Below are 16,248 nucleotides of genomic sequence, written 5' to 3'. Positions count from 1 at the left end.
AATAATCGTTTTAATGACCACCTAATGAGCCAGGTAACGCACCGCTATGGTGATTGATTAAGCCCCATTGATACAGCAAGTCAGTCATATCTGAAAGGCTGAATAAGGTCATGCTCAAGCCAACAATCGTCAACACTATGGTATAAGGTAGCGCCATGTATACCATGCGTCCATAAGATAGTCTTAACACAGGGGCTAATGTTGATGTAAGCAAGAATAAGAAGGCAGCTTGTCCATTAGGCGTAGCAACACTTGGTAAATTAGTACCTGTGTTAATTGCCACAGCTAATAGGTCAAATTGATCACGGGTAATTTGACCTGCCTGTAACGCAGCAGCCACTTCATTGATATACACAGTACCCACGAACACGTTATCGCTGACCATCGAAAGAATACCGTTGGCAATGAAGAACATCACCAGTTGCAGCTGACCTTCGAAAGTAAGTACCCATGCGATCACAGGTGTAAATAAATGCTGGTCGATAATAACTGCAACAATTGAGAAGAATACGCAAAGTAACGCTGTGAATGGTAGGGCTTCTTCAAATGCTTTACCTAACTGGTGTTCTTCAATAATACCAGCACTGGCTGTGGCAAAAATAATTACAGACAAACCAATTAAACCAACAGTGGCTAAATGAAGGGCTAAACCTATGATCAACCAAACAGCAATGAAAGCTTGAATCGCTAGGTTCACTTTGTCGCGTGTGGTGCGTTTTTTCTCAAGCTTTTTAGCATGATCCGATAAAATCGTGTGGATGGGGGCAGGGAGTTTTGCGCCGTAACCAAAGGTTTTGGTTTTTTCGAGTAAGAAAGTAGTGGCAATACCTGCAATCATAACGGGTAAAGTAATAGGCAACATTCGGAAGAAAAATTCGCCAAATAACCAGTCTGCACGCTCTGCAATGATCAAGTTCTGTGGCTCGCCTACCATAGTACAAACACCGCCTAAGGCAGTACCTATGGATGCATGCATTAATAAATTACGAAGAAAAGCACGAAACTCTTCAAGCTCTTGACGATTGACTGGGCGAACTTGGTTATCGTCATTAATATCATGCTCACTGCTGGAGTCTTTGCCTGATGCTACCTTGTGGTAAATACTGTAAAAGCCCATCGCGACGGCAATAACAACGGCCATCACCGTTAACGCATCTAAGAAAGCAGATAAAAATGCGGCAGCTATCGTAAACGACAGGGATAATACGGTTTTACTTCGTACTGAAACAACCAGCTTTGTAAAGATATATAAAAGTAAGTCTTTCATAAAATAGATACCAGCAACCATAAAGATAAGTAACAGGATCACATCGATATTCTGTACTATCTCATGTTCAACTTGACCTGCTGTTGTCATGCCGATAAACAAGGCTTCAATTGCCAGTAAACCACCCGGTTGTAGCGGGTAACATTTAAGTGCCATGGCGAGTGTAAAAATAAACTCTAACACTAATACCCATCCTGCCAGATAAGGGTTAAGTTGAAATAACACCGGGTTGATTAGTAAAAACGCAATAATGGTGTATTTATACCACTTTGGTGAAGTTCCTAAAAAATTTTTAAATAGAGCTGGTAAAACGCGCTGCTGCATGGCCATACCTATATCAGTGCTGGTTATTATTGTTAATAAATAGAAATTGATTATATCGATAGTATTGTTATTTGATGTACTTTTAATCCAAAAGGCCATTTATTTAACTAGATCTTATAGATTTTTATGTACTGCCGAGTTAGTTTACTTGTTAGTTGCTTATCATCTGGTACAATCAGTGAGTTGAACACCAAATGCGGTAAAAGTAGTTGCTAACTCAAGTGGAAAGTGAATGAGAATTTTTAAAGCGAAAAGCCCAGCAGGTTTTGCTGAAGAATACATTGTTGAATCTATTTGGAATGGTGACTTTCCGCCTGGCTCAATTCTTCCAGCTGAGCGTGAATTATCTGAGCTGATAGGTGTTACACGTACAACCTTACGTGAAGTACTTCAGCGTCTAGCCCGTGATGGCTGGCTAACGATTCAGCACGGTAAACCTACCCGTGTAAATAACTTCTGGGAAACCTCGGGCCTGAACATTTTAGAAACGCTAGCGCGACTAGATGAAGACAAAATGCCAGAGCTTACAGATCAATTACTTTCTGCTCGCACTAATATCAGCGCAATTTATACCCGTGCGGCTATTAAGCTTGCTCCTGAGCGTGTAATTGAAATTTTATCGCAAAGTGAAGAGCTAGAAGACAGTGCGCAAGCATTTGCTGATTACGATTATAAAGTTCACCATGAATTAGCAGTTGCGGGTAATAACCGCATTTACGTTCTTATCCTAAATGGCTTTAAAGGTTTCTACTCAAAAATTGGCTGCCACTACTTCTCTGATTCTCGAACTCGTGAATTAGCGCGTCAATTTTATAAAGATTTAACAGAACTGGCAGAGCGTCGTGAACACGACGGTGCGATTTCAATGATGCGTAAATATGGTCATCAAACAGGTGAAATTTGGCAACAAATTCGTGGTGATATGCCAGAAGATATCATGGACTAAGCGACCGTAATTAATATTCATTTAAGAACCCAGCTAAAAGCTGGGTTTTTTGTTAGTTACTTTTAAGCACCGGGAGTACTTCAGCGCTTTCATCATCAAGCATTGCTAAAACACTATTAAAATCATGTTTGGGATGCCAGCCAAGTTGCTGCTGCGCTCTAGTTGAATCGTATACTCGGTCTAAACTCGTTGGTAATAGCCAGCCTCGCTCCTTGAATGCATCTGCTAATGCTGGGATTTTTTCAATAATGACTTTATCTGCTTGCTTATAAAGCGACTGGCAATCTTTTTTTGAATAAGGCGTAACGCCTGAAATAATAAAGCGATTAAAACCACTTAGTTTTTTCTCGATTGCACATAAATGAGCATTGGCAACATCGCGAGCGTCGATGCCACGGCTATTACGAAATAGCGCCATCGTATCTGCAGGTTCAGGAAAACAGCGAGACATCTGTAATACTGTGATTGGTAATTTGTGCTTTACTGAAATAGCTTCAAGCTTGGCTTCGGCGGCAATTTTAGTTTTATGGTAAATGGATTTTGGCTTTGGAATAATATCCTCGTTTACCCAACCCGCTTGACCTAATGGCGTTGAAGCTGAACCATAGAGCGCTGTGGTGCTGGTAAAAATAAACTGTTTTACGCCTGCTTCTATACCTAACAGTGCCAGCTGTTCTGTCGCCTCCACATTTATAGTGTAAAAATCGTCGTCAGAGTGCAGGCCAACATGAGGGGCATGTAAAGCGGCTGTATGGATTATCACGTCGATGTCTTGAAGAGCTCTCTGAATTAAGTGTTGGTCACGAATATCACCCACAAAGTCAGCTGTAGAGCAGGGCGCTTTATCCATCCCAACGACATTATAATTGCTCATTAACTTGATATAAATTGCACGGCCAACCCGACCTGCTGAACCTGTGATCAAAACTTTCATTTTTCTACCTAGTTGCTTAGCTCGGCATATTTTATCAGATTTTAGCTGCTGATTTTGCAGCTCTGTGCGATTGTTTGCTTCAAGAGTTACGTAATATTTTAATAAATCAATTTTTCCGATTAGGCATATCGCTTTTTTCGATTGTTCATTTGTCTGTAACCTCATTACACTATCTTGCAATTTATCAATACTTACACTTGGTTTTTGCGTTTTAGTAACCATATCTATGTGAGTATTGCTTAGGCAATTGGAAATAAACTCAAATATTTGGAGATAAAAATGGGTGTATTAGTTGGCCGTCAGGCACCAGACTTTACTGCAGCAGCTGTTCTTGGTAACGGTGAAATCGTTGAAAACTTCAACCTAAAAGAAACTATCAAAGGTAAAAAAGCAGTTATCTTCTTTTACCCGTTAGACTTCACTTTCGTTTGTCCTTCAGAGTTAATCGCTTTCGACAAGCGTTTTGAAGAGTTCCAAAAGCGTGGCGTTGAAGTAATTGGTGTTTCTATCGATTCACAATTCTCACACAATGCATGGCGTAACACTGCCGTTGCTGACGGTGGTATTGGTCAAGTTAAATATGCACTAGTTGCAGACGTTAAACACGAAATCTGTCAAGCATACGATGTTGAGCACCCAGAAGCAGGTGTTGCTTTCCGTGGTTCTTTCCTAATCGACGAAGAAGGTAACGTACGTCACCAAGTAGTTAACGACCTTCCTCTAGGCCGTAACATCGACGAAATGATCCGCATGGTTGACGCGCTAGCGTTCCACAGCGAGCACGGTGAAGTATGTCCAGCTGGTTGGACTGAAGGCAAAAAAGGTATGGACGCGAGCCCTGAAGGTGTTGCTAAGTTCCTTTCTGAAAACGAAGGCGACCTATAATTTAGGCCTTAGTTAAAGAATTAAAAAACCCGCCAATTGGCGGGTTTTTGTTTTTAAGCACAACAAGATTAATTAAAACGCATCGTTAGTTTAGTATAGAAATAACGACCACGAGGGTTATGTACGCTTGATACATAGCCATATAAGTCGCCATCGCCATCACCGATTGCAAACGGAGGATCTTCATCAAACACGTTATTCACACCCACAGAAAGTTTGATTTTCTCTGAGAAATTATACGCTGTTTGTAAATCAACCAGCGTTTGTGAATCAACCATACGTGATGTGTTGCTATCAAAGTCTAAATTACCGTCAAAGTCGATATCTGGCGTATCTTCAAACTCGCCCGTGTAACTAACGTTCACATTCGTGTTGAAGTCACCCATTTCCCAATTTGTTGAGAAAATCCAACGGTTTTCAGGATAACGATATTCGCCAGTGTAATCGCGGCCATCTTTCTTAAATTCGTTTTGGTAAGCCCATTCTAAATTGAATTTTAAGAAGCCGTAATCGTTCATCGCATGTGTGTAGTTAGCCGATACATCGACACCTGATACTTCTTGTGATGAGACGTTTTCAAAGGTGCTATAAACTTTTTGGATCACACCTAAGCTTTGACCATTTTGTGGTGCTAAACGCACGCAGACTGTGCTGTTTTGATCATTACAGTTTTCATCATAGATAGGGCCGAACTCTTGCTCGTCAATCTTATTATCTTGTGTAATGCTCCATACATCGATTCCAAAACCAAATTCAGCGGTTGGTGCCCAGATAAAGCCAACATTCCATGACTCTGACTCCTCAGCTTCAAGGTTTGGGTTACCTGCAAATTGGATATTGTAATCTAGAGCGTTACAGTCAAGCCCTGTTGCCTGACAGCGGTAAGTATCTACAAAGAATTGACTTTCTTCCGACGGACCTAAACCAATTTGTGCCAGTGAAGGCGCGCGGAAACCTTGAGCCCACGAACCACGAACAGTGATTGAATCAGTTGGTGCCCAGCGAACAGCTACTTTAGGGTTTGTAGTTGAGCCAAAATCGCTGTAGTCATCGTATCGACCAGCTAGTTGCAGTTCTAGGTTATCAGCCAGCGGAATTGAAAACTCAATGTAAGCTGCGTATTGGTCGCGTTCAGCAGCGGCTGATACAGACTCAGTACCAAAAATTAAACCACGCTGGAATTGGTCGTCTGGAATATCGCTCACATCTTCTTCACGGTATTCAATACCTGCAGCCATCATTACTACATCATCGCCAAAGCTGAATGCTTCACCACTAATATTTGCATCAAATGAGGTCATATGAGACTCACCACGGCGCACTAAGCTTGTCGTGATACGGTCAATCACTGCCTGGTCATTATAGGTGCCACCAAATGGATTATAGTTACCTGCATCGATTTCTTGTTGTAGGAAATCAGTGCGCACCCAACCTTGGCTTCTATTACCTGTTTGCATTGATTCACTGCGACCTTTTTGAACAGCTGCTTCCCAGCTCCAGTCATTTATTTCACCTTTTAGACCGGCAACAAAGCGAAGCGTATCAGATTCAATATCCCATTGGCGAGGGCCGGCATCTACGGTTCTGTAGCGACCAATTTCGATATCTTGGCCAAACGGGTTGTTAGGATGGCTTGCAGGTACTGTAAGGCCCGCATCTTCATCAAGCGGGGTCGGTGCACCTGCTGCTTGCGACGTATTATGTTGTACTGCAACTTCTAAGAAAGTTGAAATACCATTGTCGAAGTTATATTCAAATTGTGAGATAGCACCGACACGCTCAGATGCTGGGGTTACGTAACCATACGGGCCGTAGTCAAATAAGCAGCTGCCACTTGCGGTTGCATTTTCTGCTGGGCAGGCTGGATCAATGGTTTTTTCACCATCTACATAGAAGTAGCCCGGAAAGCCACGCGATGAGCGAAAATCCATACCACCGTATGGTTCTTGGTTGGCTGTGCCTAGGCGGCCCATTTCATCAGATGAGAGTGCTGTGTTGTTAAAGTAATCAATAATAATTGATGCGCTGCTTTTCTCTGTACTAGTACCCCATACTAAACTTGCTGTTTTTTCTTCGTAGTTAGGACCATCAGTACCGCCATAACCAAGGTTCACTTCTAGGCCATTAATATCTTTCTTTAAGATAATATTAACTACACCAGCAACTGCATCAGAACCATAAATAGCTGATGCGCCATCTTTTAAAATATCAATACGTTCAATCGCAGAGACTGGAATCGAGTTGATATCGACAAATGAATTGGTAATGCTCTCAGCAAAAGCGCTAATAGATACACGACGGCCATTAATAAGTACCAATGTAGCGTCTGAGCCTAAACCTCTAAGGCTAACAGCTGCAGCACCATTGGCTGTAGAGTCTTGGTTATTACCGCGAGTAGAAAAAGTACCATTACCGGCAACAGGCATACGCTCTAATAGTTGTTGTAGGTTGTCGTAGCCCATGTTATCGATGTCTGCACGACTGATTGATTGAACCGGTGATGGCCCCTCAATGTCCGAGCGCTTGATGCGAGAACCTGTAACTTCAATACGCTCGACCTTTTCAGCTCCATCTTCTTGTGCAGCAACAGACATAAAACTGGTGCCTGCTAATGCGGCAACTGTAAATGCGTAGAGAGGTCGTTGTATAAAGCGATGGGTGTTCTTCATATATTTCAATCCTTGTATAATTGTGAAAGTGTTGTGAATTAATCACGACAAAGATTGATACCATGTAAATAGCGGTGAATGAAATAGCAAAAAAGTATGGGTTTATTAAGATGTTAAGGTTCTTAAGTGGTAAGAGTCAGGACTGGTAGGGGGTACGAGCCTAACAAAAAGGTTAGGCTCATTTCATAAATTAAGCTTTATGTTTCATCAGGCGTTCTTTTTCACGCGCCCAATCTTTATTTTTTCCGTCTTCACGTTTGTCGTGCATCTTTTTACCTTTAGCAAGGTGGAACTCCAACTTCACCCAGCATTTTTTCCAGTACATTGCAGTTGCGATTAATGAAAAACCTTCGCGTTCTGTAGCACCGATAAGACGATCGATTTCACGCTTATTTAAAAGTAACTTACGATACCTTAAAGGATCGCAAATTACGTGAGTAGAAGCACTGTTGAGAGGCTGAATTTGACTGCCAAGTAAAAATGCTTCGCCGTTTTTAATGTGAATATAAGTCTCAGAGATGTTTACTTTACCAGCTCGGATACTTTTTACTTCCCAGCCCTGTAGTTCAACCCCAGCTTCGAACTTATCGTGTAAAAAATACTCATGACGCGCTTTTTTGTTTAGCGCGATGGTATTACTTGTCGATTTAGATGATTTTTTCTTAGCCATAGTGGCTCATATTATACGTAAAAACAGCGTTTTTACATCGCTTTTTTAAGGCTTTGCAGAAATTTTCGCGTCACTAATATTTGGGTAAATAGTCAAAGCTTGCTAAAATTCGCCGACAAAGTTGGGAGTGAATATGCCGCAAATAGAAAAAAGTGCGCTGGTAATGTACAGCAGCAAAGAAATGTTTGATTTAGTGAATGATGTAGATGCATATCCAGAGTTTTTACCACATTGCTCTGATGCTAAAATCATTACACAACAAGCCAGTGGTATGACAGCTAGTCTAGAAATATCGAAAGCAGGTTTAAAAAAGTGGTTCACTACCGAAAATACCTTTATTGATGAGCAAACGGTTGCGCTACGCCTAGTTGATGGCCCATTCAAAAAGCTACAGGGTAAATGGCATTTCTTACCGCTGGACGATAAAGCTTGTAAAGTGCAACTGCATCTTGAGTTTGAATTTGCTAGTAAGCTTATTGAGCTGGCTTTCGGAAAAGTATTTAACGAAGTCGCTAAGAATATGGTTAATGCATTTACTCAACGCGCTAAAACTGTATATGGAGTTCGCCCATGATCACTGTTGAAGTGGTTTTCGCCTTACCAACAACAGCAACCAGTTTACTGGTCGAAGTGCCTGTAGGTACTACCGCTGAGCAAGCGGTGATTAAGTCGGGCATTATCGAGAAGTGCCCAGAAATAGACGCAAATAATTTAACGCTTGGGATTTGGAATCGTACTTGCAAACTGAATCAAGAAGTAAAAGATGGCGATCGTATTGAGATTTATCGACCTCTTATTGCTGATCCAAAGGATGCACGCAGGCGCCGTGCTGAAAAAGCCAAAGAAGAGGGCCGAGCTAATAAAATTACAGGCGGGCGTCCGCTTAATAAGGCATAAAAAAGGGTAGCCTAGGCTACCCTTAATAATTTGCGCTGCTATTACTCTTGTTCAAGCGGCGTATTAAATTCGCTAGGTTGTTCATAGTCACCCGATAACGAAACAAGCTTATCGTTTTCGAAGTTAATAGTGAGTGATTTACGTTGCTCGTTGCTACGACCAAGGTTGAATACGTAAAGGTAGTGCCAGGTATTTTTATCAAATGAGTCTTCAGCGACTGGCTTGCCTAGTACATACAGTACTTGCTCGCGCGTCATATTAACACGTAGCTTATCTACATCTGATTGCTCTAAGAAGTTACCTTGAGGAATGTTGATTCGGTAAACCCAGCTTGAACACCCTGCTGTAGCACTTAAAGTAAGGGTAAGTACTAACCAAAAAGAAAAAGTTTTAAACGACTGCATTATTTGTTTGAATCCTTATTTTTTATACACTGCATGATACCGATTAGTCACTGAAGGTAAAACCCTTTTCAGTAATTGTTTTTACACAAATGCGATTAACAATCAAGAGGCACAAATTTGACCACAGCAAACCCAGAAAGTTTACAGCAGCCTATAAAAAACAATGATAATTCAGAGAGTCTGTGGCATTTGTACATAGTGCAAACACGTTTGGGTCATTGGTATACGGGGATCACCACCAATGTTGAAAAGCGATTTATGCAGCATCAAGCGGGAAAAGGGGCTAAAAACCTCAAAGGCAAGGGGCCTTTAACACTTATCTATCAACAGCAAGTGGGTAACCGTAGTGAAGCAACTAAACTTGAAATAAGCGTAAAAAAGCTTAGCAAAGCGCAAAAAAGGCAGTTTGTTTTAACCTCTGAGCTACCAAAGTAGCTAACTTGCAAGCTTTTCAATAAATAGAGCTATTTTCTTCATCGCAGCTTCAAATAAAATAAAGTTGATATGTTCTGTTGTATCGGTAGTTTGATGATGATGTTTATCGTGCCCGATACCAAAGTAAATGTATGGGATCTTCGCTTTAGCGAATGAATAGTGGTCGCTTGCTCTGCGCCAATCAACTTTGAGATCAAATAATCGATTCAGCCTCGCCGACGAGCTAGTTGCCATAAAGGTTAGCTGCTCATCAGACAAAGCTTTAATGTCATCTTTATAGTGCGCTAATGATTGCTTATCTAAAAATGCATAGATACGAGGTCTACGTGGGTTCACAACAAGCATATCTAAATTAATGTTAAGTTTTATTTTGTCTGTATTAAGTGTCGATACCAAGTAATCGCTACCATGTAGGCCACTTTCTTCGGCATCGGTTGCAACAAACACTAACTGATAGCGCTGAGGGCTTTGTGCAAAGTGGTCAGCTAAATAAAGTAAAGCTGCAACGCCGCTGGCGTTATCATTGGCACCCGGGTAAAGCCGACTGCCTTGTTGCCCAAGGTGGTCGTAATGGGCTGTAAAAATAATTTTTTTACACTTTTCACAAGGGCTATTTTTTATCGCAACAATGTTTCTCCCAACCGCCTCACTAAAGAAACCTGATTGATAAGTAAAAATTTGTTCATTTACTGAATAGCCAAGAGCGACAAAGCGCTCTGCTATGAAATCGGCGGCTAATTTAGCGCCCTCGGTATTCGTTTTCCGCCCAGCAAATTGAGGCGATGTTAGCGTTATAACGTCTTGTACTAAGTTTGTATTGGCAAAAGCGTGCCCTGTGCTTATCAGTGCAGCACTAGCGATAATCAATAAGTTTTGCAGTATGCGAGCGAAGCGCTTGTAATTTACTTTCGTAACGCTGTTTATCATGATCAAAGTCAGCTTTATTGTTTGCCATAGTTAAATACTTTTTAGCCAGTTTTAAGTCACCCAATTGATAATAGGTTCTGGCTAAACCAAAATCAGTATCATGCAGGGTTGAATTTAAGTCACGGGCTTTTTTGTAGTGTTTTATGGCATCTTGGTAACGGCTGGTTGTATAGGCATCATTACCTAAAGAAATATGGTAATAAGGGTTTGCTTGGCGTTTCTTGTCAAGCATGGCTAATATAGCTTGGCCTTGCTCTTTACGATCGGTCAGGTTATAGAGTCTTGCTAAATTGCCTAGCGCGGTGTTGTTGTCAGGATCTAAACTAATCGCATACTGATAGGCTGTTTCAGCACTTTGGTAGTCACTCGTTAATCTGAATAATACCCCAAGGTTGCCCCATGCACCTGAGTAGTTGCTATCAATATCAACTGCTGCTTTGTAATAGCTAAAAGCAGTGTCGTAATCATGTTTTAACATCGCAGCTGCGCCCTTATTGTTATAAAACATCGCTGTGATGCGGGCTTTGTTGATGTTGCTGGTTTTAAACGCCTCTTGGCGACTGTTAGGGTCAAAGTCTATCACCAAAGAGCGCTCTTGAGGGTATATAACTTTACGATTTAACACTTGTTTTGTTGATTCACTCACTTTCAAATTGATATGCCCTGTGAGTAAGTTAAAACCATTATCCAGCGCCCAATACTCTGGGATATGCACTTTTTGAAATTGCCCTTCGAGGCCAAGGTAGTCAGCTAGGCTGTAGGCTAAAATCGATAACGATAAACAGTTAGCATTTAAATTTTCGTAGGCTTGATTGGCCGTTAAGGTCGCACCAGATTGATAAGATAAAGACGCATCGCCATTTTGCAATAGAAACCTGAGTAAGCCTTTAGTGCTTTGCAATGATCGACCATCTTTGGGAAAAGTACTGTCAAGTTGTTGTTTGACATGTTTGCTTAATGCAAAAATTTCTTGTTGGGTTTCAACTGAGGTTTGGGTAAACGTATTACTTTGCACCAAAGCAAGTGGTGGTGGGGCGGTGTTATTTTCTGTACTACTACACGCTGTTAATAAGCAAAAGCTTGAGGCGAAAACAATGCTAGTTAATTTCATTTGACCCTCTTAATTCTTGGCCTAATACCATTTAAGTATAGGCCGTGAATGAAAAAGGGTCAGGGTTAACTGTTACAAAACGTGTCAGCGTTTATCAAAAGTTGCAACAAGGTCATCAAGGGTTTGCGCACTGTTTGCTAAGTCTTTGATTGCTTGTTCACTATCAATTTGTTCACGCATAACGTTATCACTAATGTCACTTATTTGCTCAATGTTACGACCGACATCTGCCACTACATTACTTTGCTCTTCAGTTGCAGTTGCGATTAAGGTTGCCATATCGTTTATTTCATTGGCAGCATCGTTAATGGCATTAAGTAATTCAACAGAACTCTGCATTGCATCAACGCTCAATTGAGCTTGTGATTTCGAATGATTGATATGATTAACCACTAAATCAGACGTATTTGTTAGTTCACTGATCATGGTTTGAATTTCAGTTGTTGATTGCGACGTGCGATTTGCAAGCGCTCTAACTTCATCAGCTACAACAGCAAAGCCTCGACCGTGCTCACCCGCACGAGCAGACTCAATTGCCGCATTAAGTGCTAATAGGTTGGTTTGCTCCGAAATCCCTCTGATAGAGTCGACAATACTGGCAATCGCTTGTGTTTTGTTTGCCAGCTCGTTTACTTGCTCGGTGATATTATCGATATCACATGCCAATTCAATTATTGCTTCTTTACTTTGCGTTACCTGAGTATGGCTTTGTTCAGTGTTTTGCTTGCTATTCTCAGTGAGCTTAGCCGTGTTCGCTGCGCTTGAGGCAATTTCTTGCACTGTTGCACCCATTTCATTAATCGCCGCAGCAACCGAGATAGTTTGCTCTTTTTGATTATCAAGCGCCACTGAGTTCTTTTGTGCTTGCTGAAACACATGATCGGCGCTTTGTCTAATTTCACTACTTTCTTGAGCAACTTGGCTAATTGCAGTTTCAATCTTAGAGATAAATTGGTTAAAGCCCGCTGATAAGTTTGCAAGTTCAGGTTGCTCAGAGTCAGGAAGTCTATACGCTAAATTAGCATCACCAGAGCCTAAACGGGTGAACAACTCAGCCATTTTCGACAGCGGCGATGAAAGCGTACGTGCCAGTACTAAACCTGCAAAGCTTGCAATCAACGCAATCACAATCGCAAAGCTGATGATTTGCCATTGTAAAACTTGAATGCTCGAAAACACTTCGTGCTTTGGCACTTGGGCAATAACAAACAAATCAGTGTTTTTAATTGGGCTTGCCGCCACTAAGGTTGCTTCACCATTAAGGTTGATTTCTTGTAAATTGAAGTCGCTTTGCGTTAGTAGGGCCCGTGTGATGTCCGTTTTGTAAACGTCATCCAACTTAGCTTTAGCGACTTTGTTTTCGTCTTTATGCAGCTGAATTAGGCCGTTTTTATCTGCAACAAATACAAAACCGGTTTCTTCTATTTGAAAGCGTTTAAGCATGCCCTGCATATCGTCGATACTTTTTGCAAGGCCTGCTAAACCAATGCCATTAGTTTGCTGGTGGTTCACAAACATTTTTACATCAGTCGGTGACTCTTGATAGATACTGATCGAAAAGGGTTGTGCGGTGTTAGTAAACGCGAAAAACCAACCATCTTGCTCTTTAGTTAAAACGCGCAAGAAACCGTCTTGGTTCCAATATTGTGCTGTTTCACGATTAGCCCAAGAAGCCGTTGCTAGATCGTACTGGGTAACAAGGCGGTTAAGCTCTTTTAGCAGTGTTTTATCATCTGTATTGCCAGAGTTAGCCCACTCTAATACAAACTCGTTACTGGAGAGTTGCTCAGCTGCACTGATCATTTGATTTATATCGTGAGTAATATAATTATCAATTGCTTGTAGTTTGCTCGGTAGTTCCGATTCAATCATTCGCTGTTCAATGATTTGTTTTGCACTGTATATCGCTGTTGCGCCGATTAACGCAGCAACAATGAGGGCGATAGAACTGCCAAGTAGGGTAATTTTTTTAGTGATGGTGAATTGATTTAACGCCATGAAAGTGTCTTAGTTTACAACATTTAAGTCAGTAATTTTAGCATACACTTTACAGATGACGAATCAATGTAGGGACAAAAAAAAAGCCCAAAGCAAATAAGCAATTGGGCTTGGTTTCTAACAAGCGAAACTTACTTTCCAGGGTTAAACAATTTTCTTCATTGCTGACATGTAACCACGTAGTTTGCTACCAATGATTTCAACCGGGTGCTCGCGTAGTGCTTTATTCACGGCAATCAAGGTTTGGTTATCGACTTGGTTGCTTGCACTATCAAGACCTTTACCAATCACATCTGTATCGATGTCTTTCATAAAGTCTTGTAAAAGTGGTAAACACGCGTGGTTGTATAAGTAACAGCCATACTCTGCAGTATCTGAAATAGTTCGGTTCATTTCGAAAAGCTTCTTACGAGCAATAGTGTTTGCGATAAGCGGCGTTTCGTGTAGTGATTCATAGTAAGCAGATTCTGCGATGATACCTGCTGCAGTCATGGTTTCGAAGGCAAGCTCAACACCTGCTTTAACCATTGCAACCATTAAAATACCTTGGTCGAAGAATGCTTGCTCGCTGATTTCTTGGTCGGTATTATGTTGCTTTTCGAATGCAGTTTCGGCAGTTTCTGCGCGCCATGAGAGTAATTTTGCGTCATCTTCAGCCCAATCAGCCATCATACCGCGTGAGAATTCGCCGCTGATGATATCGTCCATATGCTTGTTATAAAGTGGGCGCATGATTGTTTTAAGCTCTTCACTTAATTCAAATGCTTTCACTTTTGCTGGGTTTGATAAACGGTCAAGCATGTTAGTTACACCACCATACTTAAGTGCTTCAGTGATCACTTCCCAACCATATTGGATTAGTTTTGACGCGTAACTTGCATCAATGCCTTTTTCGACCATTTTATCGAAGCAAAGTAGTGAACCAGTTTGTAACATGCCACATAGAATCGTCTGCTCACCCATTAAGTCAGATTTAACTTCTGCAATGAATGATGATTTTAGTACACCCGCACGATGCCCACCGGTACCTGCTGCATACGCTTTAGCTTGCGCTAAACCATGGCCTTGAGGGTCGTTTTCTGGGTGAACCGCGATTAATGTTGGTACGCCAAAGCCACGTTTGTACTCTTCACGTACTTCTGAACCAGGGCACTTAGGTGCAACCATAATAACAGTTAGATCTTCACGGATTTGCATGCCTTCTTCAACAATGTTGAAGCCGTGTGAATAAGCAAGTGTTGCACCTTGTTTCATTAATGGCATGATGGCATTAACAACAGCCGTATGTTGTTTATCAGGTGTTAAGTTTAAAACTACATCTGCTGTTGGAATAAGCTCTTCATACGTGCCTACAGTAAAACCGTTTTCAGATGCGTTTAAGAAAGATTGACGGCGCTCAGTAATTGCTGATTCACGTAATGTATAAGAAACATCTAAGCCTGAGTCACGTAAATTTAAACCTTGGTTAAGGCCTTGTGCGCCACAACCGACAATAACGAGTTTTTTCCCTTTTAAAGCGTCTACACCATCAGCAAACTCTGCTGGGTCCATAAATTCACACTGCGCTAATTGCGCTAACTGCTCTCTCAAAGGAAGAGTATTAAAATAATTCGCCATTGTTAGTGTCCTATAAATACAATTTTGTTAGAAAATCAAAGAACCGACGTGATGTTCTTTGTATGTATTAACACTATGCAATTTTTTACCTTGCGTAAAATGATATATTTGAATTAAAGTATTTCATAAAATGAAATGGTGGCGGTATGGATCACAAACATCTTAATTACTTTTTAGCGTTAGCCAAGACGCTACACTTTGCCAGAGCGAGTGAGCTTTGCCATATCAGTGCGCCAACTTTGAGCCGTAATATTAAACAGCTCGAAGAAGAAGTTGGGGTGGTGTTGTTTAATCGGGATAATCGCACTGTCAAATTAACTCGCGAAGGTGAGTCATTCATTGAGTACGCAAATGCGACGCTGGCTAACTGGCATCGTTTTAAGGCTAATGTGCAAGAGCCGCAACAGCATGTTTATGGCAATGTCAGTATTTATTGTTCTGTAACTGCCTCATATAGTTTTTTACATCAAATACTCGAGCAATTGCGAATGCAACATCCATATATTGAAATTACCCTTAATACCGGTGATCCCGCTCTTGCAATAAACCGTGTTTTAGATGGCCATGAAGATATGGCAATTGCCGCAAAACCTTTAAAGCTACCTGGGCAAATTGCCTTTACCAGTGTCGGGTACTCACCATTAGTATTGATAGCACCAAAAATAGCGTGCCCGATCAGCGAAAAGCTTTCTGCCAGTGAACAAATTGATTGGTCAGATTTAGAGTTTATTGTTGCTGAGCAAGGGTTATCAAGGCAACGTCTTGAGCAGTGGTGGCGTAAAAAGAATATTCACGGCCGAATTTACGCTCAGGTTGCAGGCCATGAAGCGATGGTGTCTATGGTGAGCTTAGGTTTAGGTATTGCCATGGTGCCAAAGATAGTTTTGGACAACAGTCCGCTTAAAGATAAAGTGCAAATCGTAAGTGATGCTGAGCAGACTGTTGCTGGTTTCGAGATTGGTTTAGCTGTTTTGAATAAAGAGCGCCATGATCCTGCGCTCAATGCTATCTGGAGCATTGCTCAATCACTTACTCAGCAAGCTATTTAGCGTTAACGATTTGATGTTGGTATAAAAGGTTTAATTTTTGATAGTTATTTAGTATTGGTTTTTGCATTTATTTTTCGTGTTTTTTACTGGTTTTAAATGGATAAAATCCATTTTT

15 protein-coding genes are annotated in these 16,248 nt (G+C 41.2%); 6 read left to right on the top strand and 9 right to left on the bottom strand.

The window, feature by feature from the left end:
• Positions 1 to 10: 10 nt before the first annotated feature.
• A complete protein-coding gene (gene nhaB, locus IMPJCBKJ_RS04760; RefSeq protein ID WP_166339009.1) occupies positions 11 to 1,591 on the bottom strand; it encodes a sodium/proton antiporter NhaB in 1,581 nt (526 codons plus the stop codon).
• A gap of 232 nt (positions 1,592 to 1,823) precedes the next feature.
• Between nhaB and fadR the strand changes: the two genes are divergently transcribed.
• A complete protein-coding gene (fadR, locus tag IMPJCBKJ_RS04755) occupies positions 1,824 to 2,537 on the top strand; it encodes a fatty acid metabolism transcriptional regulator FadR (RefSeq protein WP_054561887.1) in 714 nt (237 codons plus the stop codon).
• A 52-nt stretch (positions 2,538 to 2,589) separates the two neighbouring features.
• Here fadR and IMPJCBKJ_RS04750 read toward each other — a convergent pair whose 3' ends face one another.
• Complete coding sequence (locus tag IMPJCBKJ_RS04750; protein ID WP_166339233.1) at positions 2,590 to 3,471, bottom strand: NAD(P)-dependent oxidoreductase; 882 nt, start codon at positions 3,469 to 3,471, stop codon at positions 2,590 to 2,592.
• Positions 3,472 to 3,750: 279 nt separating this feature from the next.
• Between IMPJCBKJ_RS04750 and IMPJCBKJ_RS04745 the strand changes: the two genes are divergently transcribed.
• Entirely contained in the window at positions 3,751 to 4,356 is a 606-nt protein-coding gene (locus IMPJCBKJ_RS04745) for a peroxiredoxin C (protein ID WP_054551729.1), read from the top strand.
• 68 nt (positions 4,357 to 4,424) lie between these two features.
• On the opposite strand, the gene IMPJCBKJ_RS04740 is transcribed toward IMPJCBKJ_RS04745, so the two are convergent.
• Together IMPJCBKJ_RS04740 and smpB are read right to left on the bottom strand one after the other, a co-directional pair.
• Complete coding sequence (locus IMPJCBKJ_RS04740; protein ID WP_240921003.1) at positions 4,425 to 6,950, bottom strand: TonB-dependent receptor; 2,526 nt, start codon at positions 6,948 to 6,950, stop codon at positions 4,425 to 4,427.
• 265 nt (positions 6,951 to 7,215) lie between these two features.
• The gene (gene smpB / locus IMPJCBKJ_RS04735) at positions 7,216 to 7,695 is read right to left on the bottom strand and encodes an SsrA-binding protein SmpB (protein ID WP_054551727.1); all 480 of its coding nucleotides are present in this window, start codon (positions 7,693 to 7,695) and stop codon (positions 7,216 to 7,218) included.
• Between the two features lie 133 nt (positions 7,696 to 7,828).
• Here smpB and IMPJCBKJ_RS04730 point away from each other — a divergent pair, with 133 nt between their 5' ends.
• Both IMPJCBKJ_RS04730 and IMPJCBKJ_RS04725 read left to right on the top strand, forming a co-directional pair.
• Positions 7,829 to 8,269: a type II toxin-antitoxin system RatA family toxin gene (locus IMPJCBKJ_RS04730; protein ID WP_054551726.1), complete on the top strand. Its 441-nt coding sequence runs from the start codon at positions 7,829 to 7,831 to the stop codon at positions 8,267 to 8,269.
• Entirely contained in the window at positions 8,266 to 8,592 is a 327-nt protein-coding gene (locus IMPJCBKJ_RS04725) for an RnfH family protein (RefSeq protein WP_138601550.1), read from the top strand. The genes IMPJCBKJ_RS04730 and IMPJCBKJ_RS04725 overlap by 4 nt, the downstream gene beginning before the upstream one ends.
• Before the next feature lie 41 nt (positions 8,593 to 8,633).
• On the opposite strand, the gene bamE is transcribed toward IMPJCBKJ_RS04725, so the two are convergent.
• Complete coding sequence (gene bamE / locus IMPJCBKJ_RS04720; RefSeq protein WP_054551724.1) at positions 8,634 to 8,996, bottom strand: outer membrane protein assembly factor BamE; 363 nt, start codon at positions 8,994 to 8,996, stop codon at positions 8,634 to 8,636.
• A gap of 117 nt (positions 8,997 to 9,113) precedes the next feature.
• On the opposite strand from bamE, the gene IMPJCBKJ_RS04715 reads away from it, so the two are divergent.
• Positions 9,114 to 9,431: a GIY-YIG nuclease family protein gene (locus IMPJCBKJ_RS04715; protein WP_054551723.1), complete on the top strand. Its 318-nt coding sequence runs from the start codon at positions 9,114 to 9,116 to the stop codon at positions 9,429 to 9,431.
• Here IMPJCBKJ_RS04715 and IMPJCBKJ_RS04710 read toward each other — a convergent pair whose 3' ends face one another.
• The 4 genes from IMPJCBKJ_RS04710 to ilvC form a co-directional block, all read right to left on the bottom strand.
• The gene (locus tag IMPJCBKJ_RS04710) at positions 9,432 to 10,298 is read right to left on the bottom strand and encodes a M20/M25/M40 family metallo-hydrolase (protein WP_166339005.1); all 867 of its coding nucleotides are present in this window, start codon (positions 10,296 to 10,298) and stop codon (positions 9,432 to 9,434) included. It abuts the gene before it with no gap.
• Positions 10,285 to 11,469: a tetratricopeptide repeat protein gene (locus IMPJCBKJ_RS04705; RefSeq protein ID WP_166339003.1), complete on the bottom strand. Its 1,185-nt coding sequence runs from the start codon at positions 11,467 to 11,469 to the stop codon at positions 10,285 to 10,287. The genes IMPJCBKJ_RS04710 and IMPJCBKJ_RS04705 overlap by 14 nt, the downstream gene beginning before the upstream one ends.
• A gap of 84 nt (positions 11,470 to 11,553) precedes the next feature.
• A complete protein-coding gene (locus tag IMPJCBKJ_RS04700) occupies positions 11,554 to 13,467 on the bottom strand; it encodes a methyl-accepting chemotaxis protein (protein WP_166339001.1) in 1,914 nt (637 codons plus the stop codon).
• A gap of 144 nt (positions 13,468 to 13,611) precedes the next feature.
• Entirely contained in the window at positions 13,612 to 15,084 is a 1,473-nt protein-coding gene (gene ilvC, locus IMPJCBKJ_RS04695) for a ketol-acid reductoisomerase (protein WP_166338999.1), read from the bottom strand.
• Between the two features lie 146 nt (positions 15,085 to 15,230).
• Here ilvC and ilvY point away from each other — a divergent pair, with 146 nt between their 5' ends.
• Positions 15,231 to 16,133, top strand: coding sequence for an HTH-type transcriptional activator IlvY (gene ilvY / locus IMPJCBKJ_RS04690; protein ID WP_054551718.1), 903 nt, complete (start codon positions 15,231 to 15,233; stop codon positions 16,131 to 16,133).
• Positions 16,134 to 16,248: the final 115 nt, after the last annotated feature.

The organism is Pseudoalteromonas sp. MB47, from assembly GCF_011319765.1.
Classification (GTDB): domain Bacteria; phylum Pseudomonadota; class Gammaproteobacteria; order Enterobacterales; family Alteromonadaceae; genus Pseudoalteromonas; species Pseudoalteromonas simplex.
This window is presented reverse-complemented; position numbering and strand designations above follow the sequence as displayed.

Coding starts and splice junctions, on each gene's coding strand:
- nhaB (WP_166339009.1), bottom strand. CDS start 1,591: ATGCAGCAGCGCGTTTTACCAGCTCTATTTAAAAATTTTTTAGGAACT.
- fadR (WP_054561887.1), top strand. CDS start 1,824: ATGAGAATTTTTAAAGCGAAAAGCCCAGCAGGTTTTGCTGAAGAATAC.
- IMPJCBKJ_RS04750 (WP_166339233.1), bottom strand. CDS start 3,471: ATGAAAGTTTTGATCACAGGTTCAGCAGGTCGGGTTGGCCGTGCAATT.
- IMPJCBKJ_RS04745 (WP_054551729.1), top strand. CDS start 3,751: ATGGGTGTATTAGTTGGCCGTCAGGCACCAGACTTTACTGCAGCAGCT.
- IMPJCBKJ_RS04740 (WP_240921003.1), bottom strand. CDS start 6,950: ATGTCTGTTGCTGCACAAGAAGATGGAGCTGAAAAGGTCGAGCGTATT.
- smpB (WP_054551727.1), bottom strand. CDS start 7,695: ATGGCTAAGAAAAAATCATCTAAATCGACAAGTAATACCATCGCGCTA.
- IMPJCBKJ_RS04730 (WP_054551726.1), top strand. CDS start 7,829: ATGCCGCAAATAGAAAAAAGTGCGCTGGTAATGTACAGCAGCAAAGAA.
- IMPJCBKJ_RS04725 (WP_138601550.1), top strand. CDS start 8,266: ATGATCACTGTTGAAGTGGTTTTCGCCTTACCAACAACAGCAACCAGT.
- bamE (WP_054551724.1), bottom strand. CDS start 8,996: ATGCAGTCGTTTAAAACTTTTTCTTTTTGGTTAGTACTTACCCTTACT.
- IMPJCBKJ_RS04705 (WP_166339003.1), bottom strand. CDS start 11,469: ATGAAATTAACTAGCATTGTTTTCGCCTCAAGCTTTTGCTTATTAACA.
- IMPJCBKJ_RS04700 (WP_166339001.1), bottom strand. CDS start 13,467: ATGGCGTTAAATCAATTCACCATCACTAAAAAAATTACCCTACTTGGC.
- ilvC (WP_166338999.1), bottom strand. CDS start 15,084: ATGGCGAATTATTTTAATACTCTTCCTTTGAGAGAGCAGTTAGCGCAA.
- ilvY (WP_054551718.1), top strand. CDS start 15,231: ATGGATCACAAACATCTTAATTACTTTTTAGCGTTAGCCAAGACGCTA.